At 73.0% G+C, this 22,412-nt stretch carries 17 protein-coding genes; 12 read left to right on the top strand and 5 right to left on the bottom strand.

Features of this window, described 5'->3' with window-relative positions; translation table 11 throughout:
* The first annotated feature begins 53 nt into the window (after positions 1–53).
* From ACZDYF_RS09735 to ACZDYF_RS09720, 4 genes are all read left to right on the top strand, one after another.
* Positions 54–1,298, top strand: a complete 1,245-nt coding sequence (locus ACZDYF_RS09735) for a diacylglycerol/lipid kinase family protein (protein WP_475055972.1) — start codon at positions 54–56, stop codon at positions 1,296–1,298.
* Positions 1,299–1,351: 53 nt separating this feature from the next.
* The gene (locus tag ACZDYF_RS09730) at positions 1,352–2,569 is read left to right on the top strand and encodes an AI-2E family transporter (protein WP_475055967.1); all 1,218 of its coding nucleotides are present in this window, start codon (positions 1,352–1,354) and stop codon (positions 2,567–2,569) included.
* A gap of 151 nt (positions 2,570–2,720) precedes the next feature.
* On the top strand, positions 2,721–2,867 hold the full coding sequence (locus ACZDYF_RS09725; RefSeq protein ID WP_475055965.1) for a hypothetical protein: 147 nt from the start codon (positions 2,721–2,723) through the stop codon (positions 2,865–2,867).
* A gap of 131 nt (positions 2,868–2,998) precedes the next feature.
* Positions 2,999–7,696: a hypothetical protein gene (locus ACZDYF_RS09720; protein WP_475055963.1), complete on the top strand. Its 4,698-nt coding sequence runs from the start codon at positions 2,999–3,001 to the stop codon at positions 7,694–7,696.
* Between the two features lie 50 nt (positions 7,697–7,746).
* Here ACZDYF_RS09720 and ACZDYF_RS09715 read toward each other — a convergent pair whose 3' ends face one another.
* On the bottom strand, positions 7,747–8,526 hold the full coding sequence (locus ACZDYF_RS09715; RefSeq protein ID WP_191790042.1) for a glycosyltransferase family 2 protein: 780 nt from the start codon (positions 8,524–8,526) through the stop codon (positions 7,747–7,749).
* A gap of 404 nt (positions 8,527–8,930) precedes the next feature.
* Complete coding sequence (locus ACZDYF_RS09710; RefSeq protein WP_364075713.1) at positions 8,931–9,755, bottom strand: DUF5926 family protein; 825 nt, start codon at positions 9,753–9,755, stop codon at positions 8,931–8,933.
* Positions 9,756–9,866: 111 nt separating this feature from the next.
* Between ACZDYF_RS09710 and ACZDYF_RS09705 the strand changes: the two genes are divergently transcribed.
* A complete protein-coding gene (locus tag ACZDYF_RS09705) occupies positions 9,867–11,648 on the top strand; it encodes a metallophosphoesterase family protein (protein WP_475055960.1) in 1,782 nt (593 codons plus the stop codon).
* Between the two features lie 29 nt (positions 11,649–11,677).
* Here the strand turns inward: ACZDYF_RS09705 and ACZDYF_RS09700 are convergent, their stop codons facing one another.
* Positions 11,678–12,001 (bottom strand): rhodanese-like domain-containing protein, encoded by a 324-nt coding sequence (locus ACZDYF_RS09700; protein WP_475055955.1) that lies wholly within the window; start codon positions 11,999–12,001, stop codon positions 11,678–11,680.
* A 112-nt stretch (positions 12,002–12,113) separates the two neighbouring features.
* Between ACZDYF_RS09700 and pgm the strand changes: the two genes are divergently transcribed.
* Positions 12,114–13,796 (top strand): phosphoglucomutase (alpha-D-glucose-1,6-bisphosphate-dependent), encoded by a 1,683-nt coding sequence (gene pgm / locus ACZDYF_RS09695; RefSeq protein ID WP_475055951.1) that lies wholly within the window; start codon positions 12,114–12,116, stop codon positions 13,794–13,796.
* 84 nt (positions 13,797–13,880) lie between these two features.
* On the opposite strand, the gene ACZDYF_RS09690 is transcribed toward pgm, so the two are convergent.
* The gene (locus ACZDYF_RS09690; protein WP_191789864.1) at positions 13,881–14,180 is read right to left on the bottom strand and encodes a GNAT family N-acetyltransferase; all 300 of its coding nucleotides are present in this window, start codon (positions 14,178–14,180) and stop codon (positions 13,881–13,883) included.
* A gap of 144 nt (positions 14,181–14,324) precedes the next feature.
* On the opposite strand from ACZDYF_RS09690, the gene ACZDYF_RS09685 reads away from it, so the two are divergent.
* The 6 genes from ACZDYF_RS09685 to ACZDYF_RS09660 all read left to right on the top strand — a co-directional run bounded on the left by ACZDYF_RS09685 (position 14,325) and on the right by ACZDYF_RS09660 (position 21,724).
* Positions 14,325–15,608, top strand: coding sequence for an MFS transporter (locus ACZDYF_RS09685; RefSeq protein ID WP_475055948.1), 1,284 nt, complete (start codon positions 14,325–14,327; stop codon positions 15,606–15,608).
* 210 nt (positions 15,609–15,818) lie between these two features.
* A complete protein-coding gene (locus ACZDYF_RS09680; RefSeq protein ID WP_475055945.1) occupies positions 15,819–17,606 on the top strand; it encodes a pyruvate dehydrogenase in 1,788 nt (595 codons plus the stop codon).
* Positions 17,607–17,720: 114 nt separating this feature from the next.
* The gene (locus ACZDYF_RS09675) at positions 17,721–18,857 is read left to right on the top strand and encodes a phosphotransferase family protein (protein WP_475055941.1); all 1,137 of its coding nucleotides are present in this window, start codon (positions 17,721–17,723) and stop codon (positions 18,855–18,857) included.
* Between the two features lie 175 nt (positions 18,858–19,032).
* Positions 19,033–19,527 carry an NfeD family protein gene (locus ACZDYF_RS09670; protein ID WP_475055937.1) on the top strand — a complete coding sequence of 165 codons (495 nt, stop codon included), beginning with the start codon at positions 19,033–19,035 and terminating at the stop codon, positions 19,525–19,527.
* Between the two features lie 70 nt (positions 19,528–19,597).
* On the top strand, positions 19,598–21,079 hold the full coding sequence (locus tag ACZDYF_RS09665) for a flotillin family protein (protein WP_191789868.1): 1,482 nt from the start codon (positions 19,598–19,600) through the stop codon (positions 21,077–21,079).
* A gap of 93 nt (positions 21,080–21,172) precedes the next feature.
* Positions 21,173–21,724 (top strand): DivIVA domain-containing protein, encoded by a 552-nt coding sequence (locus ACZDYF_RS09660; RefSeq protein ID WP_475055934.1) that lies wholly within the window; start codon positions 21,173–21,175, stop codon positions 21,722–21,724.
* Between the two features lie 12 nt (positions 21,725–21,736).
* Here ACZDYF_RS09660 and ACZDYF_RS09655 read toward each other — a convergent pair whose 3' ends face one another.
* The gene (locus tag ACZDYF_RS09655) at positions 21,737–22,393 is read right to left on the bottom strand and encodes a class I SAM-dependent methyltransferase (RefSeq protein ID WP_475055933.1); all 657 of its coding nucleotides are present in this window, start codon (positions 22,391–22,393) and stop codon (positions 21,737–21,739) included.
* Positions 22,394–22,412 lie beyond the last annotated feature (19 nt).

The raw sequence follows: 22,412 nt of genomic DNA, 5'->3' as shown, positions 1-22,412 counted from the left end.
CTTCGGCGGGCTCGGACGTCATCGTCGGCATCCCGGGCGCTACCGTGTCGACCATGGGTTGGGAGATGTGGTTGGGGGTCGCGGCGGTCGCCATCTCCGCCGTCGCGCTCACCGTCGCGATGACGGTCTGGTCGCAGCAGCGACGTCGTCGTCGCCTCGACCCCCCGCTCGCGGTCGCCGAGGCGCTCACGGAGGACGTCGGTCAGCTCATCGCGTTCGTCGCGAACCCCTCCAAGCCCGCGGTCGCGAACCTCGAGCGGACGGTCCGGCGCGTGTGCGCCGACGCCGACCTGCCCGAGCCCCTGTGGCTCGAGACCACCATCGAGGACCCGGGCGTCGGGCAGACCCGCGAAGCCCTGTCCCGCGGCGCCGACATCGTGGTCGCGGTCGGCGGCGACGGCACGGTCCGGGCCGTCGCCGAGGGCATGGTCGGCACGGGCAAGCCCATGGGCCTGGTGCCGCTCGGCACGGGCAACCTCCTCGCGCGCAACCTCGACCTGCCCATCGCCGACCCGGACGAGGCCCTGCGCATCGTCGTCGCGGGCGCGGACCGCGTGATCGACGTCGGGTGGGCCCGCGTCCTGGAGTTCGCCCAGCCCGACGGCGCCGCGCACGACCCCGCACGGACCGGCACCACGGGTTCGGGCGCGGCGGGCGACGACGCGACCGAGGCGCCCGGGACCGGCGAGGCGGACGAGGTCGGTGCCGGGACCGGGACGGACGGCGCGAACGACACGGCAGGGGACGCCCTCCCCGAGCAGGACACCGAGACCGCGCACATCTTCCTCGTGATCGCGGGACTCGGTTTCGACGCCGCGATGGTCGCCGACGCCGACGCGTCGCTCAAGGCGAAGATGGGATGGGTCGCGTACTTCGTCGCGGGCATCCGCCACCTGCACGGCCGCCGCCTGCGCGCGCAGATCCAGCTCGACGACACCCCGGTGGTCAGCGCGAAGCTCCGCACGCTGCTGGTCGGGAACTGCGGCAAGCTGCCCGGCGGCATCACGCTGCTCCCGGACGCGGTGCTGGACGACGGCATCCTCGACGTCGCGGCGATCGACACCCGGGGCGGAGTCGTCGGCTGGGCCCAGCTCTTCGGCGACGTCGTCATGCAGGGCTTCGGCGTGCGCAACGACCTGCCCGCGAAGATCGGTCGCATCGACCATGCGCGCGCCAAGCGCGTCCGGGTCCGGGTCGAGGGCGGTGAGCAGGCCCAGGTCGACGGCGACCTGCTGGGCAAGGCCGTCGAGCTCGAGGCCTGGGTCGAGCCGGGCGGGTTGGTCGTGCGGACCGCCTGACCGGAGGGCATCATTCGACCTGACGCACCGTCCTACCGAGGAGCACCACCTAGATGACCGCACTGCAGGACGCCCCTCGGCCGCCGGGCCTCGCGCCCTCGACCCGCACCCTGCTCAGCCTGGCCGCCGCCGTGATCGTCCTCGCCGGGATCTACCTCGCGCGCGGCCTGTTCGGCCCCCTCGCCCTCGCCGCGGTCGTCGTCATCATCGTGCAGCCGGTCCGGGGCCCGCTCCAGCGGCGAGGCTGGTCCCGGTGGGGGGCGACCACCGCGACCATCGTCACGGCCTACCTGATCCTGGGCGCCCTCGCGGCCCTGCTCGCGTTCGCGGGGGTGCAGTTCGCGAGCCTCGTGGGCCAGTACCTCGACGACCTGTCGGACATGGTCGCGCAGGCCACCACGTGGTTGGAGTCGTTCGGCGTCGAGGGGCAGGTCACGGACGCGCTGGCGTCCTGGCTCGACCCGAGCACTCTCGCGGGCTTCGCCGCGACGATCGGGGGGACCGCCATGACGGTCCTCACGGCCTTCTTCTTCGTGCTCGCCTACGTGATCTTCATGGCCGCCGACGCGACCCGCTACCAGGACGCCCGCTCGCGCTTCGGTGCGGAGCGCCCCGCGACCCTCGACCGCATCACCGCGTACAACTCGGGCGTCCGCCGCTACTTCGTGGTCAACGCGTCGTTCGGTGCCGTCGTCGCCGTGATCGACGGCCTGGCCCTGTGGTGGATGGGGGTCCCGGCCCCGGCGGTCTGGGCGATCCTCGCGTTCGTCACGAACTTCGTGCCCAACATCGGGTTCGTGCTCGGCCTGGTCCCGCCCGCGGTCATGGCGCTCGTCGTGGGCGGCTGGCCGCTCGCCCTGGCCGTGGTCGCCGTGTACTGCGTGGTGAACGTGGTGCTCCAGGTGCTGGTCCAGCCCAAGTTCGTGGCCGACGCGGTGAACCTGAGCCTCACGCTGAGCTTCTTCTCGGTCGTGTTCTGGACCCTGGTGATCGGGCCGTTGGGTGCGATCCTGGCCATCCCGCTGACACTGCTCACCCGGGCGCTCGTCCTCGAGGGGGACCCGGGCTCCGGCTGGTTGCGCTACCTGTCAGGGGACACCTCGGCGGGCGCTGGCGCAGCGCCTCCTGAGGCTCTCGGCGAGGACATCGACGACGGAGGTGACGGCCGGGGCCCGAGCGGCGGTGCCGACGCTCCGGCCCCGGACGCCCCGCCTCAGGCCGCCGCGCAGGCACCGGACACGGACGTCTCAGCCCCCTCCCGCGACCGCTGAACCCGCGCTTCTCCCCCGTTCCCTAGGGTCTTACCTAGCGGTGGCATCTTCTTGACCTGCGCCTGAGACAGGCTTCTTCCTGTGCGCAGGGCACCTCCCTCGCACGGTCCCGGACGGTCCTGCCGTCGCCCAGGGGGACGGGAACGGTGCGGTGGCCGAGCATCTCGGGATCACGACCAAGGCCGTGGAGTCCCACCTCACGGCCATCTACAAGCTGCTCGACCTCGAGGGCGGGGCCAACAACCGGGTCGCTGCCGTCCTCGCCTTCCTCCAGCAGTCGGTGCGACCGGAGATGTAGGGGCCGCCTTGCCGTCGGACCTCGCCTCGGGCCCGGCCCGCCGCGACCACCCTGGGCCGACCTCGTGGAGGAACGGTGCCCGACCCGCTGGTCGAGCGGGCCCCCGGAGACGCTCCCCGTACGCTGGTCCGGTGACGAAACCGGCCGCTGACCTGCCCTTCTCGCGACCGCGCACGCTCCGGGCGGCCGTCGCCGTCCTGCTCGCGCTGGTCTGCCTGGTCGGCACCGCGCTGCCCGGGCACGCCCTGCCGGGGACTTCGGCCCCCACCGAGACCCGGCCGACGCTCGCGCAGGCCCCGGCTGCGGAGTCGACCGAACCGACGCCGACCATCCTGGTCGCCGTGGCGGGCCTCTACTGGCGTGACATCTCCCGGACCGCCACGCCGACGCTCTGGAGCATGATCCGTACCGGCTCCGTCGCGTCGCTCGTCGCCGGGCGGACGGCGTGCACCACCGACGCCTGGCTGACCCTCTCGGCGGGCCAGATGGTCTCGACAGCCGACGCGCCTGCCTCCGCCCCGACGAACGAGCCCGGCGAGCCCGGTGAAGACGGCGAGGACGGCGCGGCGGACCCCGCGGTCACGGGATGCCCCGAGCTGCCGCAGCCGGTCGCCGCGAGCGGCGACCTCGAGGGGCCCGCGACGATCCCTGGGTGGGCCACCCTGACCCAGCAGCCCGACGACGTCGCGGCCCAGCACCCGGCAGGCGCCGTCGCGCAGCGACTCGCCGACGTCGACGTCTGCGCGACGGCGGTCGGGCCGGGTGCCGCGGTCATGCTCGCCGACGGGGGCGGGCACGTGTCCCGCTACGTCTCGGGGATCGACCAGATCCCGGCCGGCGACCTGCAGTCGTGCCCCGTCACAGTGATCGACCAGGGAGAGCTCTTCGACAGCTCCGGACGACGGGGCGAGAGCCTCGAGGCACTGGACGCGACGCTGCGGCGCATCGTGAAGGAAGCCGACCTGGGCACCCGCGTCCTGATCGCCGGGGTCTCGGCGGGACCCGTCGGAGAGCCCGGCCCGCAGGTCGTGGTCGACTGGCGGCCCGAGGTCGTGACCGGCACCTGGCTCCACTCCCCCTCGACGCAGACGGACGGCATCGTCCAGCTCGTCGACGTCTCGGCGACCATCGTCCACGAGGCCGGCGGGAGCACCGAGGGACTCGACGGTGCCCCCATCTCCCTGGGCGAGACCCGTCGCATGGACGTCTCCCGGACGGTCGAGAACCGGCAGTACTTCAACGTCCTGACCAGCACCATCCCGAGCCTCTACCCAGTCCTCGTCGGCCTGCTGATCGCGGCGCTCGTCGTGACGCTGGGCGGGCTGCTGTGGGTGCGCAGGGCGGCTCAGCGACGCGGCTCCCCGACACCGGTGCCGCCCGGCCGGGTGGGACGGCGCGTCACGACGGCCGTCCTGCTGGTGGTCGCCTCGGCCCCCGTCGGCGCGTCGCTCGCCAGCCTGGCCCGGTGGTGGGTCTGGAGCGCCCCGAACGCCGCCGCGACGCTCGCCCTGACCGCTGCCACGGTCCTGGTCGCGGTCGTGGCCTGGTCCTGCTCGCGCCTGCTCCCCCGGCGCCCGTGGGCCCTGCCGACCGCGCTCGGGGGCGTGACGTGGCTGGTGCTCACGATCGACGGGGCGACGGGGACCACGTTGCAGCAGGCCTCGTTGCTCGGGACGTCCGCGGTGGTCGACTTCACGCGCTTCTACGGCTTCAACAACGTCACCTTCGCCGTCTACGCGGTCGCGGGCCTCGTCCTCGCGGGCGGCCTGGCGAGCGCGGCCGTCGAGCGGGGACGCCGACGGCTCGCGGCGGCCCTCGTCGCCGCCGTCGGGACGGTCACGGTCGTCATCGACGGCTGGCCCGGTTTCGGCGCGGACTTCGGCGGGATCCTTGCCCTCGTGCCTGCCTTCGCGGTCCTGGCCCTCCTCGTCGGGAAGGTCCGGCTGACCTTGCTGCGGATCGCGGTCGTGGCCGGGGCGACGGTCCTCGTCGTCGCCGTCATCTCCGTGATCGACTGGCTCTCGCCGACCGGCAGCTCGCACCTGGGAGGGTTCGTCCAGTCGTTGCTCGACGGCGGGGCCTTCGAGGTGATCGCCCGCAAGGCTGCCGGGGCGTGGAAGACGATCGCGAACCCGGGGGGTGTGCTCGCCACCGTCCTCGTGGTCGGCCTGAGCATCGTCCTCCTGCGCCCCGAGCGGTGGCGCCTTCCGGAGGTGGCTGCGGCGTACCGGGCATGGCCGCTGCTCAAGCCCACGGCGATCGCCCTGGTGGTCGTCGCGGGGGTCGGGTCCGTCCTCAACGACTCGGGCATCATCATCGGGATCATGGTCTTCGTGGTCGGGGCAGCGATGCTCGTGCCGGGCTTCATGACCGACGACCTCGCGCCCGCGGACGCCGGGTCGACCGGCCGCCCGGACGGCGACGCCCGCGCCGTCCTCACCACGGCGGAGGCCCTGGCAGCGCCCGGTGTCCGCCGGATGCCCACCATGGTGGCCACGATCGGCGGCGGCCTGTTCGTCGTGATCCTCCTCGCCTCGAGCGTCCTGAGCGCGGCCGGGGTGCGCTCGCCGCACGCCACGGTGCCCGCCGGGACCGAGGTCGCCCCGAGCAGGTCCGACGTGGTCGCCGCGGACCAGCCGCTGGTCGTGGTGGGCACCGCGGGGGTCACCTGGGAGGACGTCTCGTCGGGGTCGGCCCCGACGCTCAACGACATGCTCACCGACGGCGCGGGCGCAGCAGGTGTCTCGCAGCCCACCGGCGCGGCGGGACGTTGTGTCGCGGGCGGGTGGCTCGCCCTGTCCGCGGGCCAGCTCGCGGAGGTCACGACGCAGCGCGCCGCCGACGGGTCCTGGGCCTGCCCGGACCTCACCCCCGTCGTGTCGGGAGACGGTGCCCAGGTGTCGGGGTGGGACGGCCTGGTCGCCCTGCAGCGCGGGTCGACCTACCAGGCCCGGCTCGGGGTGCTCGGGGACGCGCTGACCACGACCTGTGCCACCGCCGTCGGGCCGGGAGCCGCAGCAGCCCTCGCGACGTCCGACGGCGCGGTCCCGCGTTACCGGGAGGCCGCCGGGGCGTTCGCTCCGGGGACGGACACCTTCGCTTGCCCCCTCACCGTGGTCGACGCTGGAGACGCCACCGTGCCACCGCTGGACCCCACCCGGTCGGCCGCGGAGCAGTCCGCCGACCGCGCAGCCGCTCGGACCGAGCGGCTGCGCGCGGTCGACGAGCGCGTGCGCACGGTTCTCGACCGCGCCCCGTCCGGTGCGACGGTCCTGGTCGTGGACGTGAGCGGCAACCCCGGGGCCCGTCCCGTCCTCGGCGTCGCCCTGGCCCGACCGACCACCGACGGCCCGGAGCAGGCGCGCTTCCTCACGAGCGCGGCCACCCGGACCGACGGCGTGGCCCGGCTCCTCGACGTCCCCGCGACCATCCTCAGCGCGGCCGGAGTGACTCCCCCACCACGCATCCAGGACACACCCCTGGCATGGGGGTCGGTCCGTGCCCCGGACGCGGCCACGACGGCGTCCTCGCTGGCCGACCTCACCTCACGAGACCACGTGCGGCGCACCGTGTACTCGTTCTTCGTCGACGTCCCCCTCTACGCGGGCCTCGCGCTCGGTGTCGCGTGCCTCGCGCTCGCCCCCGTGGCTTCGAGAGCACGCTCGGCCCGAGCCCGCGCCAGGTGGGCCCGCGCCTGGGTGTGGGCCCGAGGGGCGGCGCTCGTGGTCGCCGCCGTCCCCACCGCGGCCTTCCTCACCTCGCTGACGGGATGGTGGCGGTTCGCGAACCCGACGCTCGCGATCGTCCTGTCGACGGTCGGCGCGACGGCGATCGTCGCGGCTCTCGGGGCGCTCGCTCCACGCCGGCCCGCCTGGTTGGCCCCGGGGATCGTCGCGGGCATCACGTTCGTCGCCCTGAGCCTCGACGCGATGATCGGCACCCCGCTCAACCGCGCCAGCCCGCTCGGGTCGGCGCCGACGTTCGGCGCGCGCTTCTACGGGTTCGGCAACCCGACCTTCTCGGTGTACGCCGTGGCCGCTCTGGTCCTGGCCGCCGCGCTCGCGCAGTGGCTCGTGCTGCGGCACCGGCGGGTCGCCGCCGCCGTGACCGTCGGGGTCATCGGCGTCGTCACGATGGCGATCGACGTGTGGCCCACGTGGGGGGCGGACCTGGGCGGTGGCCTGGTCCTCGTGCCGGCCTTCGCCGTGCTGGGCCTGGCCGCCTCTGGCGCCCGCGTCACCTGGCGCAGGTTCTTCGCGGTGGCGGCCGTGGGCGTCGCCGCGGTCGCCGCGGTGGGCGTCCTCGACTGGCTCCGACCACCGGACCAGCGGTCGCACCTCGGCCGTTTCGTCGCCCAGGTGGTCGACGGCAGCGCGTGGGAGACGCTCGCCCGCAAGGCGGGCTACGCCCTGCGCTCTGTGCTGGGCGGTGTCCCCGTGTGGCTCACGATCCTCGTGCTCGTCGCGGCCGCGCTGCTCCTCTTCGGGTCGAGGCGCTTCACGCCACGATGGTTCGCCCGCACCGAGGCGGCCTGGCCGCTCCTGCGCCCGGCGCTCCTCGCGCTGTGGATCGTGTCCGTGGCGGGGTCGGTCGTGAACGACTTCGGGGTGCGGATCGCGATGATCGCCCTCATCCCGGCGATCCCGCTCCTGACGGTCGCGGCGCTCCACGCGTCGGCGTTCCCGGGCGAGGATCCCGAACCGTCCGAGGCCTCGACGGCCGACGTCCCGGTCGGCGCGGCCCCCGCGCGGCCGACGGCGCCGCACGACATGCCCGACGACGGAGCCGCACCGCCCGACGCGGCGGAACCTGCGGCGTCGGGCAGGTAGGACGACGAAGCGCCCGGGCGGAGACCGCCCGGGCGCTTCGTCGTGAAGGACTACTTCGAGTGCTTGGTGCCGCTCAGCGCGTCGATCGCGCTGCGCACGCGCCGCGCCCCGACCGCGAGCTGCACGTCGCGGTACTGGTTCGCGCGGTGGATCTGCCCCTTGAGGTCCGAGCCGGACGGGCGGTGGCGCAGGTCGCACGGCACCTCGACCGCGACGTACCCCTTGCGGAGCAGGTCGATCGTCAGACCCGTCTCGACGCCCCAGCCGCGCGCGAGCGGCGTCGCGGCCTCGAAGGCCTCGCGCGTCAGGCAGCGCATGCCCGACAACGGCTGCGTGGGCGTCCACCCGGTCATCGACTGGATCGCCCGACGTGCGGCTCCCACGACGATGCCCCGGCCGCCCGCGCCGGGCTGCGGCGGGAGCAGCGCGATCGACATGTCCGCCGCACCGTTGAGCACGGGGTCGACGAGGGGGGCCGTGTTGACGGCCGTCTCCCCCAGGTCGCCGTCGATGAACAGCAGGAGGCGCGCGGGCCGGTCGGCGACGTCACGCATCGCGACGACCGCCGCGCCCGTCTCCATGGCCGCGGCCTTGCCGCGGTTGTGCGAGTGACGCACGACGACGGCACCCGCCTCGCGCGCGACGTGCTGGGTGCTGTCCTCGCTGCCGTCGTCGACGACCAGGACGAGGTCCACGTGCGGGATCGCCTTGGCCGCGCGGACGGTCGCCGCGATGCGGCGCGCCTCGTCCTTGGCGGGGATGATCACCGCCACGCGCTGCTTCTGCCGGCCGCCACCCGTGAGCGGTGCGGGACGCGGGGTCTTCGCCACCGGGAGCGCGTGCGTCCCGTTCGCGGGGACGCCGACGGCCTCGCCGGTGGTGCCGGTGGTGGGGTTCTTTCCTGACTCGGTCGACCGATGGTCCGCGTTCACGCCGTCCAGCCTAGTAGTGCAAAGAGTTTCCCGCAGTTTGCCACACTCTTGGTGGCAAAGTCACGGCCGTCTTCCCGGGATCTCCCCGAGAACGGTGTGCCCGGGTTCTTGACGAGGTATTGCGTCCTGCCGTCCCCCGTCGGCCGCCACGTCGCGGTCGTGCCTGGAGGACGCGCACTCCGGGCGTACCCGGAGTGACGTGAAGGGGGGTGGGCGGAGGGGGCGTCAGCACCCGGACGCCGTACCGGCGACGCCCGGGTGCTGTCGCCCCCTGCCGAACCTCTATGCCCTCGGTGCCGAGGTCAGCGCAGCGTGACCTGGCGGGACACGATGCCCGCACGCGCACGGCGCTCGTTCGCGTCGAGCGGCTCGGTCACCGCGAGCGCCGCGTCGAGCTTCGCCTTGAGCTCCTTGGCAGGCTCCTCGATGTCCGCCGCCTCGGTGCCGCGCGGCAGCTCCCACACGGGCACCAGCAGACCGCTCGAGCGGAACGCGCCGACGAACTTGCCGCCGCCCAGACCCGACTCGCGCTTGGCGTGCAGGCGCGAGATCGCGTCGATCAGCGCCTCCTCGCCCACGGGCCAGGCCCAGCGCAGGAACTCACGGCTCATGGAGCACCAGTAGGCCGACTCGACCGACGCGAGCTTGACCGTGGGGACGATCGACTCCGACGCCTGGTCGAGGGACGCCTTGAGGTCCGGGGTGACGTCCGTCGTCGGATCGAGCCAGAACGAGAAGTCGTCATGGACCGTGACCTCGAAGGGCACCGACAGGTCCAGGACGTCCTGCAGGCGCGGACCCGGTCCGGGCAGCTCGCCCAGCTCGATCGACGTGCCCGGCTCCGCCTCGATGGCCTCCAGGAGAGCGGCCGCGAGGTCGCGGCTCGTGTCTCCGGACCCCGCGATGGTCTGGAGCGCGAGGAGGATCGTGCCGTCCTGGCGGTGCAGCGCAGCCCAGCCGGCAGGCAGGACCGTGACCACGAGCACGTCGCGCGCGCCGAACTCCTTCGTGGTGCGGGCAGGTGCCGAGGCCGAGGGGACGACCTCCCGCAGGGCGACCCAGTCGGTCTCGCCGGGGAGGCCCTCGAAGGGGCGCAGCACGAAGTCGGGCGTCGAGTTCTTGGCCATGGACGAAGTGTAGTAGGACTGAACTGCACGCCGACCCCTGTGACGAATCCACCCCTGGTGCGCACGGCGCGCCGATGGCGACCCCCCTCCTGATCGGCAAGGCTGGATCCGATGACCACCACGCACCGCACGCCTCCCCGATGGGTCCGCTGGACCCTCTCCGTCGTCGCGGTACTCGTCCCCTGCGTCGTCTGGGGCGTGACGACCGCGACCGCCGACCTCAGCCTCGGTCCCCACGAGGCCCGTTACGAGGTGACCACGGACAGCGTCGTCACCGTCGACCTGGGACCGCTCGGCACCCTGCAGATCGACTCCCCGCTCCCCGCCGGTCTCGGGGCGAGCGTCACGGTCAAGGAGATCCCGGCAGACCTCACCGCGGTCGACCAGGCGACGACGCTCGCCGGTCTCACGAACGACCTCGAGGGCTACCTCCAGTTCTTCAGCGGGCCGCAGGAGTCGATCGGGCACGCCGTCCGCGCGCTGGTCCTCGACGCGCTACGACGCACGGGGTTCGCGATCCTCGTGGCCGGTGCCGTGGGCGCCCTCGGGTACGTGGTCCTCGGGGCGGCCAGGAGGGACGAGCTGACCTCGGTCCTCGCTCCCCGCACCTGGGAGATCACGGCGAGCGTCGCGATCGTCTCCCTCGTCGCCGGGTCGCTGTCCTCGTCGACCCAGGAGCGCGACCTCGGGACGACGACCCCCACCTCCGCCGTCTTCGCCGGGACCCCTCTCGAGGGTGCCCGCATCACCGGACGGCTCGCGGGGATCGTCGACACCTACGGGGGCATGGTCGTCGACTTCCTGCGGGAGAACGACGAGTTCTACGACATGGCCGACAAGAACCTGGTCGCCGCGTGGGACGAGCGCGACGCGATCGAGGAGGCCGAGGCGGCGCAGGCGGCCGCGGCAGAGGCGGCTGCGGAGGCCGCGGCCCAGGCCGAGGCAGGTGCGGGCGAGGACCCGCCCGACGCGGCCGACGGCGCGGAGACCACCGGACCCCGCGCGAGCGACGAGCCGTCCGCGCCGACGCCCACTCCCACCGACGACGCCGAGCTCGTGACGATGCTGCTCATCAGCGACCTGCACTGCAACATCGGGATGGCCCCGCTCATCCGCACGACCATCGATCGCTCCGACGCGACCCTGGTCCTCAACGCGGGCGACACCACCATGAACGGGACCGCCGTCGAGAACTTCTGCGTCGACGCCTACATGTCGGCGCTCCCGAAGGGCACGACCATGGTCGTCGCCGACGGCAACCACGACTCGACCGAGACCTCGGCGCGCGAGCGCTCCCGAGGCGCCAAGGTGCTCGACGGCGGGATCCTCGAGGTCCAGGGAATCCGCATCCTGGGCGACAGCGACGCCATGGCCCCCGGCCTCATCGAAGGACCCACGACCCGCGCGGGAGGAGCGACCGCGCAGGCCGAGGAGCTGACCGAGGTCGCCTGCACGGCCGACGACGGGATCGACATCCTGCTCATCCACACCCCCCGCGTGGGCAACGTCCCCATGGAGTCCGGCTGCGTGCCCGCCCAGCTCTCCGGGCACATGCACACCCGCGCAGACCCGGAGCAGGTCGGCGGCGGCATCCGCTACGTCAACGGGAGCACCGCGGGCGCCATCGCGAACGCCTCCCGCATCGGGCCGCTCAAGGGCACGGCCGAGATGACGCTGCTGCGGTTCGACCCGACCGAACGGCGGATCGTGGACTGGCAGATCGTCTCGGTCACCCCGGACGGGGCCGCCGCCGTCGGGCCACGTCAGCCGTGGCCACCCGTCGTCGACCAGGCGACCCTGGACGAGGGCGCCGTGCTCCCGGGCGACGGGAGCACCGACGTGCCGCCGCCCGTCGAGGACGGGGCCCCGGTGGGCGAGGTCCCGGCAGCGTAGCGCTGGCGGGTCGTCCCGCGACCGAGCGACTACGCCTCGACCGGGAACCCGCGCTGCGACCAGGCGACCATGCCGCCGTCGAGGTTGGTCGCGTCGAAGTCGCCCTGGTTGAGCCAGGCCGCGGCGCGCGCCGACCGCCCACCCGAGTGGCAGATCACGAGGATCGGGACGTCGGGGTCGAGCTCGCCCCAGCGGACGGGGAGCTCAGCGAGGGGGATGTGGACGGCGTCGGGCGCGTGGCCCGCGTCCCACTCGTCCTGCTCGCGCACGTCGAGGAGCACGACGCCCTCGGGCACGGGGTGCTCGGCGTCGAGCTCGGACACGTCGGTCGTGGGTACCTGAGGCGGGAACATGGTGACCAGCCTACGTTTCTGACGAGACGTCGTCGGGCGGAGTTCACGGGCCGGGTCCACCGGACGTCTGCCCGCCCGGCACCGACACCCCCACCAGTGGCAGGATCGGTCCATGGACCCACGCGCCGGTACGCCCGCCCAGCCCCAGGACCTCATCGACGTGGACGCCGTGGTCGGCGCCTACTACGACCTGACCCCCGACGTCGACGATCCCGCGCAGAAGGTGGTGTTCGGGACGTCGGGCCACCGCGGGTCAAGCCTGGACCACGCGTTCAACGAGGCGCACATCGTCGCGATCACCGCGGCCATCGTGGAGTACCGCCGTTCGCAGGGCACCGACGGCCCGCTGTTCATCGGCCGCGACACGCACGCCCTGTCGCTGCCCGCCTGGCAGACCGCGCTCGAGGTGCTCGCGGCGGCAGGCGTCCAGACGTACATCGACGCGCGCGACTCGTACACGCCGACCCCGGCGGTGTCCCAGTCGATCCTGCTGCACAACGGTGCCGCCACCGAGGAGGGTGTCCGCACGAGCGGCCCGGAGCTCGCGGACGGCATCGTCGTGACGCCGTCGCACAACCCGCCGCGCGACGGCGGCTTCAAGTACAACCCGCCGCACGGCGGCCCGGCGGACTCGGAGGCGACGGGCTGGATCGCGGACCGCGCGAACGAGATCCTGCGCTCGGGCGTCGGGCAGGTCCGGCGCGTCCCGCTCGAGCGCGCCCTGACCGCGGACACCACGCACCGGCACGACTTCCTGACGGCGTACGTCGACGACCTGGCCTCGGTCCTGGACCTCGACGCGATCCGCGGCGCGGGCGTCTCGATCGGCGCCGACCCCCTCGGTGGGGCGTCGGTCGAGTACTGGGGCGAGATCGGTGAGCGCTACGGGCTGGACCTGACGGTCGTGAACCCGCAGGTGGACCCGCGCTGGGCGTTCATGACTCTCGACTGGGACGGCAAGATCCGCATGGACTGCTCGTCGCCGTACGCCATGGCCTCGCTCGTGCAGAAGATGACGGACCCGGACGCGACCTCGACGTTCGACGTCGCGACGGGCAACGACGCCGACTCGGACCGCCACGGGATCGTGACCCCGGACGCGGGCCTCATGAACCCCAACCACTACCTCGCGGTCGCGATCGACTACCTGTACGGCGGGGCCCGCCCGGGGTGGCGCCAGGACGCGGCGATCGGCAAGACGCTCGTCTCCTCGTCGCTCATCGACCGGGTGGGCGGTGGGCTGGGTCGCCGCGTCGAGGAGGTGCCGGTGGGCTTCAAGTGGTTCGTCCCGGGCCTGCTCGACGGCTCGGTCGGGTTCGGCGGCGAGGAGTCCGCGGGCGCGTCGTTCCTGCGCACGAACGGCGGGGTGTGGACCACGGACAAGGACGGTCTGCTCCTCGCGCTGCTCGCCTCAGAGATCCTCGCGACCACGGGGAAGACCCCGTCGCAGCACCACGCCCGGCTCGTCGAGCAGTACGGCGAGTCCTGGTACGCCCGCGTCGACGCCCCGGCCTCGCTCGAGGAGAAGTCGGCGCTCGCGAAGCTCAGCCCGGAGCAGGTCACGTCGACGACGCTCGCGGGCGAGGAGATCACCGCGAAGCTCACGACGGCGCCGGGCAACGGTGCGGCGATCGGTGGCCTCAAGGTCACCACGGAGAACGCGTGGTTCGCGGCGCGCCCCTCGGGCACGGAGAACGTGTACAAGATCTACGCCGAGTCGTTCGTCTCGGCCGAGCACCTGGCGCAGGTGCAGGACGAGGCCAAGCAGGTCGTCTCGGACGCGCTGGGCGGCTGACGCCCCCGGTGAGGGGCCCGACGGCGGCGCGCGCCGTCGTCGGGCACCTCGCCTGTGCGGCCGGGACGGGTGGGCGAGGTGCCCTCAGCGCGCGACCAGGTCCTGGTACTCCTCGTGGAGCTGCACGAACGCCCGGATGAACGGGCACAGGGGCACGACCTTCTGCCCCGAGGCCCGCACCTGGTCGAGCGCCCCGCGCGCGAGCGTCGACCCGACGCCGTGCCCCGCGAAGGCGTCGTCGACCTCGGTGTGGGTGAACACGACCTGGCCGGGTTGGCGCACGTACGCGGCGAAGCCCGCCACCTCCCCCTCCGGGGTGCGTGCCTCGAAGCGCTCCTCGGCCGGGTTGTCGACGACCGCGATCTCCTGCGTCTGCTCGCTCACCCGTTCATCATGCGGTCGGGGATCAGTTCGCGCGCGCCCGGTGGAACGGTGACACTCGGTACGTGCCGGTGTCCGACCGGCGAAGGGTGGGCCGTGCGCCGGACGGGCGCCGTCGACCGGGGCGACAGATGGGAGAATGGGACGGTGGTACAAGACCCCTCTCGCGCAGCGGCAGACGACTCCCGCAACCCCTACCGTGTCGTCCTCAGCAAGCCGGGGGCGCTGAACTTCTCGGCCGCCGCCGTCGTGGCGAGGCTCCCGATGTCCATGGTGGGCATCGGCATCGTCCTGATGATCCAGGGCATCTACGGCTCGTACGCCCTGGCCGGACGCGTGTCCGCGGCCTACGTGATCGCGCAGGCCATCGCCTCGCCGCAGATCGCGCGCTACGTCGACCGCGTCGGCCAGGCCAAGGTCATGCGCCCGCTGCTCGTCGTGAGCACCCTCGGGCTCGTGGGCCTGATCCTGTCCGCGGTCAACCAGGCCCCCGAGATCTGGCTCTACGTGAGCGCCGTCGTCGCGGGCGCGAGCATCGGCTCGTACGGCTCGATGGTCCGCGCGCGCTGGAGCCACGCCGTCAAGGACCCACGGCAGCTCCACACCGCCTACTCCCTCGAGTCGGCGCTCGACGAGCTCGTGTTCGTCGTGGGCCCCGTCCTCGCGACGCTGCTCGCGACCGAGGTCACCGACTCCGCGGGCATCATCGTCCCCGCGGTCGCGGCCGTCGTGGGCGGCGTGTGGTTCCTGTCGCAGCGCCGCACCGAACCGCCCGTGATCCCGGTCGTCCCGGGCGTCAAGCACGGTTCGGCGATGCGGTCGCCCGGCATGATCGTGCTCGCCGTGGTCTTCGTCGCGATGGGCTTCATCTTCGGCGCGACCGACGTCTCGACCATCGCGTTCGCCGAGGAGCAGGGGTCCAAGTCGGCGTCGGGCCTCATCCTGGCGGTCTTCGCGATGGGCTCGCTCATCTCGGGCCTGGCCTACGGCGCACGCCACTGGGTCTCGCCGCTGTGGAAGCGGTTCGCGATCGGCATGGTCGCGCTCGCCCTGGGCGTCTCGCTGTTCTTCGTGGTCACGTCGCTGCCCATGCTGGCCGTCGTCATGTTCGTCACGGGCTTCACGATCGCCCCGACCCTCATCAACGGCAACGCCCTGGTGCAGAACCTCGTGACGCCCAACCAGCTCACCGAGGGGCTCGCGTGGGTCGGCACGTCGCTGGGCGTGGGCGTGTCGTTCGGGGCGTCGATCGCGGGCTCGCGCATCGACGCGGCCGGCGCGCACGCGGGGTTCCAGGTCGTCATGATCGCCGCGGGCCTCGCGGTGGTCGCGGTCCTCGCGTCGCTGCGGGTCCTGCGCCGGGGGGCGCCGCGCCCTGACACGACCGACACGTCCGGCCCGTCGGAGGCTCTCGCACCCGACGAGGCGTAGCCCGCGCCCCTGTCCCGCACGACGTCGAGCGTGCGGTGCGGGCCGTCCCGAGGCGCTGCGGACCGCCCGAGCTGCACGCTCGGCACGCCCGCACTGTGACGCGGACCTGACACCCGGACGTGACGAGGGGAACGGCCCCTGCGGCTGCGTCCCGCACGCTTCCGGCGCACGATGGAGAGGTCCCCAACCCTTTCGTGCGGAGGTTTCCTCATGGCTCTCGGACTCGGCCGGCCCCAGGACAAGCGCAACAGGACGGTCGCCGACCTGCTCGTCGCGCAGCTCATCGAAGCGGGGGTCGAACGCATCTACGGGATCGTGGGCGACAGCCTCAACCCTGTGGTCGACGCGGTCCGGCGCAGCCAGAAGGGGAAGGGCAAGGGCATCGAGTGGGTGCACGTGCGCCACGAGGAGGCCGCCGCGTTCGCCGCCGCGGCCGAGGCGGAGGTCACCGGGAAGCTCGCGGTGTGCGCGGGCTCGTGCGGTCCCGGCAACCTGCACCTCATCAACGGTCTGTACGACGCCAACCGTTCCAAGGTGCCCGTCCTCGCGATCGCGAGCCACATCCCGAGCGCGCAGATCGGGACGAGCTTCTTCCAGGAGACGCACCCCGACCGGCTGTTCACCGAGTGCTCGGTGTACTCCGAGATGATCTCGTCGGCCACGCAGGCGCCGCGCGTCATCAACTCCGCGATCCACCACGCGTACGGATCCCCGGGCGTCGCGGTCCTGACGATCCCGGGTGACGTCGCGGACCTCGACGCGGCGGCCGAGGTCATCGACGTCGCCGTCCACCCCGCGAAGCCCCGGATCGTCCCGGACCCCGACGCGCTCCGGACCCTGGCCGACGCGATCAACAAGGCCAAGAAGGTCACGATCTTCGCGGGCGTGGGGACCCGCGGGGCGCACGACGACGTGATCGCGCTTGCCGACAAGATCGCGGCTCCCATCGGCCACTCGCTGCGCGGCAAGGAGTGGATCCAGTACGACAACCCGTTCGACGTCGGGATGAGCGGCCTGCTCGGCTACGGTGCCGCGCACGACGCCATGCAGGAGGCCGACCTCCTGGTCCTGCTGGGCACCGACTTCCCGTACGACCAGTTCCTGCCGGACTCCGTGCGGACCGCGCAGGTCGACGTCGACCCCACGCACCTGGGCCGTCGGACCCGGCTCGACGTCGCCGTGGTCGGCGACGTCGGCGAGACCGTACGGCTCTTGCTGCCGCTCGTGAACACGGCCAAGAACCGCTCGTTCCTCGACGGCATGGTCGCCAAGCACGAGAAGTCCATGACGGGCGTGGTCGGGGCGTACACCAAGGACGTCGAGAAGCACTCGCCCATCCACCCCGAGTACGTCGCGGACGTCCTGGACCAGGAGGCCTCCGACGACGCGGTGTTCACCGTGGACACGGGCATGTGCAACGTGTGGGCCGCCCGGTACATCAGCCCCAACGGCAAGCGGCGCGTCATCGGTTCGTTCCTGCACGGGTCCATGGCCAACGCGGTGCCGCACGCGATCGGCGTCGCGGCCGCGCAGCCCGACCGCCAGGTCGTCGCCATGGCGGGCGACGGCGGGCTGTCGATGCTGCTGGGCGAGCTCATCACCATCAAGGCCTACGAGCTGCCCGTGAAGATCGTCCTGTTCGACAACGCGAGCCTGGGCATGGTGCGCCTCGAGATGCTCGTCGACGGGCTGCCCATGTTCGGCACCGAGTCGCCGCACGTCGACTACGCCGCGGTCGCGAACGCGATCGGCATCCCGTCGGTGCGGGTCGAGCGCGCCAAGGACGTACGGGGCGCACTGCGCGGTGCCCTCTCGCGCCCCGGCCCCGCGCTGGTCGACGTCGTGACCGACCCGCGGGCGCTGTCCCTGCCCCCGACCATCACGGCCGGGCAGGTGCGCGGCTTCGCGGTCGCGATGAGCAAGGAGGTCCTGGGCGGCGGCATGGGCGAGGTCGTGTCGATGGCCCGGGCGAACCTGCGCAACGTGCCGCGGCCGTAGCCCCGGCCCGAGGGCCGGCCCGGTTCGGGCCGCGGCCCCGGCCCCGGCCCCGGGTCGCTCGCCCCGGTGCCCAGCCCCTTCCGCCGAGCGCCTCGAATCGATACGATCGCCAGCGTGCTCACCAAGATGACGGTCACCGACGACCAGCTCTCCCGCATCGTGTCCCCGCTCGGCGAGATCGCCGACGCCGCTCCCCTGGACGGCGGTCTGTTCGCCTCGACGTTCCGGGTCGACCTCACGGACGGTCGGCGCCTCGTCGTGAAGATCACGAGTGCCGACACGTCCCGCCTCCTGCGCTACGAGCACGGGATCCTCGGCACCGAGGAGGACGTCTACCGGCGCGTCGCGGACCGCCCCGACCTCCTCATGCCGCGCGTCGTCCACAGCGACTTCAGCCGCACCGCGCTCGACGGCGACGCCCTGGTCGTCACGTTCCTCGACGGCGACGTGTGGAACGCCCTGCCACCGCTCGACGACGCCGCGACGGAGCGTGTGCGACACGACCTCGGCGCGTTCATGGCCCGCCTGCACACCGTCACGGGTGACGCGTTCGGCTACCCCGCCCCCGCGTCCGGGATGAGCGCCCCGACGTGGCCCGAGGCGTTCGGTCTCATGGTCGACGCTCTCCTCGCGGACGCCGAGACCTGGGAGGTGGACCTCCCCGCCGAGGCTCTGCGGGCCGTGGTCGCGCGCCACCACGACGCCCTCGCCGAGGTCACGGTGCCGCGCCTCGTCCACGCCGACCTGTGGCCGGGCAACCTCTTCCTCGCGGCCGGGCCCCTCGACGTGGCGGACGCCACGGCGGACCCGGCGGACCCCGCCGACGGGCCCTCCCCGCTGCGGCTGAGCGGCGTGATCGACACCGAGCGCTGCCTGTGGGCCGACCCGCTGTACGAGCTCGCGGGCGCCGACCAGCTCGGCCTGGGTCCCGTGCCGCCCGCGATCGCCGAGGGCTACCGCTCGGCGGGCGGCCTGCTTCCCGTCGAGGAGCCGTGGTCCACGTCTCCCACACCGGGTGAAATCCCGCCCGACGACGGCGCTCCCCTCGAGCGCGACGCCGTCGGGCGGGTGCGCCCCGGGGCGAGCACGCTCGGGGCCGGTGACGTGCGCCTGCTGCTGTACCGGGCATACATCAGCGCGGTGCTCGTGACCGAGGTCGTCCCGCGCGACTACCAGGGCGAATGGGTCCAGGGGTATCGGGACACAGCCGCGGCGAACCTCGACGTGCTGCTGGACCAGCTCTCACGCTGACCCCTGAGCGCCGCGTCAGGACCGCGTGACCCCGAGGCCACGCTGGTCCTGGCACGAGCGCTCCCGACGGGGAGGACTACCCGTCTCGTCCTGGGGCAGGGTTGAGTCACGCTAGAGTTCGGGCAAGTTCACGATCACGTCAAGTGTTCGGGCGGCCAGAGCTCGGCGGCGCGACGTGAGCGACCCTGGGGGGTATGCGGTGATCACGTTCGTCGTCGTCGGCATCGTCGGGCTCGCGCTCGTCCTGATCTCGATGATCCTCGGGGAGTTCATCGAGCTCGGTGACGGCGCCGTCTCCGGGACCTCGCTGGGCGTCGGGGCGATCGTGTTCGGCGCGACCGGGGCGATCGTCGTCTCGAACGACCTGCCGGTCGTCCTCGCGTACGTGGGCTCCGTGGTCCTCGCGGCTCTCGCGATCCTCCTCGTGGCCGTGCTCACGGCCAAGCTCCGCGCGTCCGACGACGCGGTCCCCGTCTCGCTCGTCGGCGTCCAGGGCACCGCGACGAGCGACATCTCGCCCGCGACCGGTGAGGTCTCGCTCGACGCCGCGCACGAGCTCGAACGACGCCTCGCCTGGGCCGACGAGCCGATCCCCTCGGGCGCTCGCGTCGTCGTCCTCGAGCAGTCCGGCACGCGCGTGCGCGTCCGGCGGTACTTCCCCAACGACTGACCTCTCCCACCGCACGACCCGCTCGCACGACCCGCCACCGAAAGGAGTCGCGCCGCAGGCGCGTACCGACATGCTCGAAGATCCCAACCTCGTCGGCATCATCGCCACGATCGCCCTGGTCATCGCGTTCTTCGCGATCATCACCTTCATCGCCAAGCGCATCCGCCGCGTCCCCCCGAACGAGGCCCTGATCATCGTCGGGCGCGGTGCGGGCCGCAAGGAGGCCGCCGGCACGGGCCAGCGCGTCGTCACGGGCGGTCGTACGTTCGTGTGGCCCATCCTCCAGCAGGGCTTCTCCATCTCGCTCGAGCAGCGCCAGATCGGCATCACGGTCGAGGGCGTGGACAAGAACCGCATCAAGATCGCGATCAAGGCCTCGATCAACTTCAAGGTCCGTGGTGACGAGGAGGGCGTGCGCCGTGCGGCCCAGCGCTTCCTGTCCCAGCAGGGCACGCTGACCGAGATCATCAAGGAGTCCCTCGAGGGCTCGCTGCGCTCGATCGTGGGCGACATGACGATCGAGCAGATCATCTCCGACCGCAAGGGCCTCTCGGACCGCGTCGTCGAGTCCACCAAGACGGACCTCTCGGAGCAGGGCCTGCAGGTCGACCTGCTCAACATCTCGGACATCTCGACGCCCGGCTCGGACTACCTCGCGAACCTCGGTCGCGCCGAGGCCGCTCGCGCCCGCCAGGTCGCCGAGGTCTCCGAGGCCGAGGCGCAGCGCGCGTCGGAGTTCGCCGCGATCGACGCCGCCGAGCAGATCGCCGAGCGCCAGAAGGCCCTCGACCTCAAGCGCGCGATCATCAAGGCCGAGACCGACAAGGCCAACGCCGAGGCCGAGGCCGCAGGTCAGCTCGCCCGGGCCGAGCAGGAGCGCCTGGTCGCGGTCGAGGAGCGCGAGGCCCTCGCCGAGCAGGCCCGCGTGACGCAGGAGCGCCTCGACATCGAGATCCGCAAGCCCGCCGAGGCCGCCGCCTACGCCGAGGTCCAGCGCGCCAACGCCCAGCGCGACTCGTCGAACGCCGCGACCGAGGCCGACGCCTACAAGCGCACCACGATCGCCGAGGCCAACAAGACCGCCGCGATCCAGGACGCCGAGGCGTCCGCCGAGGCCGTCCGTCGCGCCGGTGAGGCCGAGCGTGACCGCCAGGTCGCCCTGGCCGTCGGTATCAAGGCCGAGGGTGAGGCACGGGCGTTCGCGGTCGAGGCCGAGGGTCGCGCAGAAGCCGTCGCCACGGACGCCAAGGCCGAGGCGCTCAAGAAGTACGGCGAGGCGGCCCTGGTCCAGGAGCTCATCGAGCGCCTCCCGGAGATCGTCCGCGCCGCGGCCGAGCCCATCGGCAAGATCCAGGGCATGACCGTCATCTCGACCGACGGCGCGAGCGCGGTCACCAAGAACGTCGCGTCGGTGCTGGGCGAGGGCCAGCAGGTCATCAAGCAGCTCACCGGGGTCGACATCAACCAGCTCATCGCCGGGCTCGCTGGCGGTCACCTGAGCGGCCAGTCGGCCTCGAACGGGTCGGCCGGTTCGCCCGCGTCGTCCAACTGATCCGTCCCTGACGCCCGCCGCGCCGCCGAGGGGACCCGTTCGGGGTCCACCTCGGCGGGCGACTCGCCCCACCTCACCCTCGGAGCAGCCCCCATGCTGACCGCCCAGCAGGTCCTGGACACGACGTTCACCGCGACGAAGTTCCGCGAGGGCTACGACGTCGAGCAGGTCGACATCTACCTCGACGACGTCAGCGCGACGCTCAAGGCGTACGAGGCGGGCGGCCGCCCCGGCACGGGGCTGCTCCCCTCGGCCACGGCCGGGGAGGTGCGGTTCGCGGCCACGAAGTGGCGGGAGGGCTACGACGTCACCGAGGTCGACGACCTCATCGACGCGATCGTCGGCACGCTCCGGTCCTACGAGTCCCGCACCGTCCCGACGGCGCCCCCGCCCGTCCCGCGCCCAGGCGCGGCGGCGAGCGACGCCGTCGGGCGGCAGGACACCACCGCACCGGACCCGGCCGCCGCTGCCGACGCCCGGCCCCTCGGCATCCACGACCTGACCACCCAGCTCCAGTACGCGCGCGTCCGCGCGAACGGCAGCGACCGGCTCGTCGTGCTGCTCCCCGACGGCTCGAGCGCCCACGTGACCGCGCTCGACGCGGGCCCGCAGGGGATCACGCTCCGCACCGCGCCCGAGGCGTAGCCCGGTCCGGGACTACGGGCGCCGCACCCGCAGCACCGTGTCGCGGATGGCGGCCGGACGCCCCTCGGCGTCGAGCATCTCGCGTGTGGGCGCCTCGTCGGTCTCGACCGTCCAGCCGTCGAGGTCGAGCTCGGCCAGGAGGTCGTCGCCCGTGTAGAAGAAGTGCTCGTCGAACTCGCGGCGCACCGTCTCGTGGTCCTCGGGATGGTGCCCGACGACGAGCAGCCGCCCACCCGGTGCCACGGCCTGCGCGAGGCGCGGGAAGACCTGGCGGCGCAGGTCGGCCGGCAGGTGCATGAAGTGGGCCGTCACGAGGTCGAAGCGCTCGTCCCCCGGCTCCCACTCGACGAGGTCCGCCTGGCGCCACTCGATGCGGTCGGCGACGCCGGCGACGACCGCGTGGGCCGCGGCCTTCCCGAGGGCGACCGGGGAGATGTCGAGCCCGACGACGTCCCACCCCTGGCGTGCGAGCCACACCGAGTCGGCCCCCTCGCCCGCCCCCACGTCGAGCGCACGACCCGGCGTCAGGTCGGCGGCCTGCGCCACGAGCTGCGGGTTCGGGTTGCCGCTCCACACCGACGCCGCGGAACCGTAGCGCTCGTCCCAGAACGCCTGGTCGTGGTGGTGCTGCTGGTGGCCGTGCTCGTGGTTCTGGTGGTCGTGTGCCACGCGGGCTCCTCGGGTCGGG

This window comes from Oerskovia sp. PE-21s (assembly GCF_056158145.1).
This window is presented reverse-complemented; position numbering and strand designations above follow the sequence as displayed.

Excerpts from the sequence above, each read along its gene's own strand:
- ACZDYF_RS09735 (WP_475055972.1), top strand. The coding sequence starts at position 54 with ATGGGTTGGGAGATGTGGTTGGGGGTCGCGGCGGTCGCCATCTCCGCC.
- ACZDYF_RS09730 (WP_475055967.1), top strand. The coding sequence starts at position 1,352 with ATGACCGCACTGCAGGACGCCCCTCGGCCGCCGGGCCTCGCGCCCTCG.
- ACZDYF_RS09710 (WP_364075713.1), bottom strand. The coding sequence starts at position 9,755 with ATGGCCAAGAACTCGACGCCCGACTTCGTGCTGCGCCCCTTCGAGGGC.
- ACZDYF_RS09705 (WP_475055960.1), top strand. The coding sequence starts at position 9,867 with ATGACCACCACGCACCGCACGCCTCCCCGATGGGTCCGCTGGACCCTC.
- ACZDYF_RS09700 (WP_475055955.1), bottom strand. The coding sequence starts at position 12,001 with ATGTTCCCGCCTCAGGTACCCACGACCGACGTGTCCGAGCTCGACGCC.
- pgm (WP_475055951.1), top strand. The coding sequence starts at position 12,114 with ATGGACCCACGCGCCGGTACGCCCGCCCAGCCCCAGGACCTCATCGAC.
- ACZDYF_RS09680 (WP_475055945.1), top strand. The coding sequence starts at position 15,819 with ATGGCTCTCGGACTCGGCCGGCCCCAGGACAAGCGCAACAGGACGGTC.
- ACZDYF_RS09665 (WP_191789868.1), top strand. The coding sequence starts at position 19,598 with ATGCTCGAAGATCCCAACCTCGTCGGCATCATCGCCACGATCGCCCTG.
- ACZDYF_RS09660 (WP_475055934.1), top strand. The coding sequence starts at position 21,173 with ATGCTGACCGCCCAGCAGGTCCTGGACACGACGTTCACCGCGACGAAG.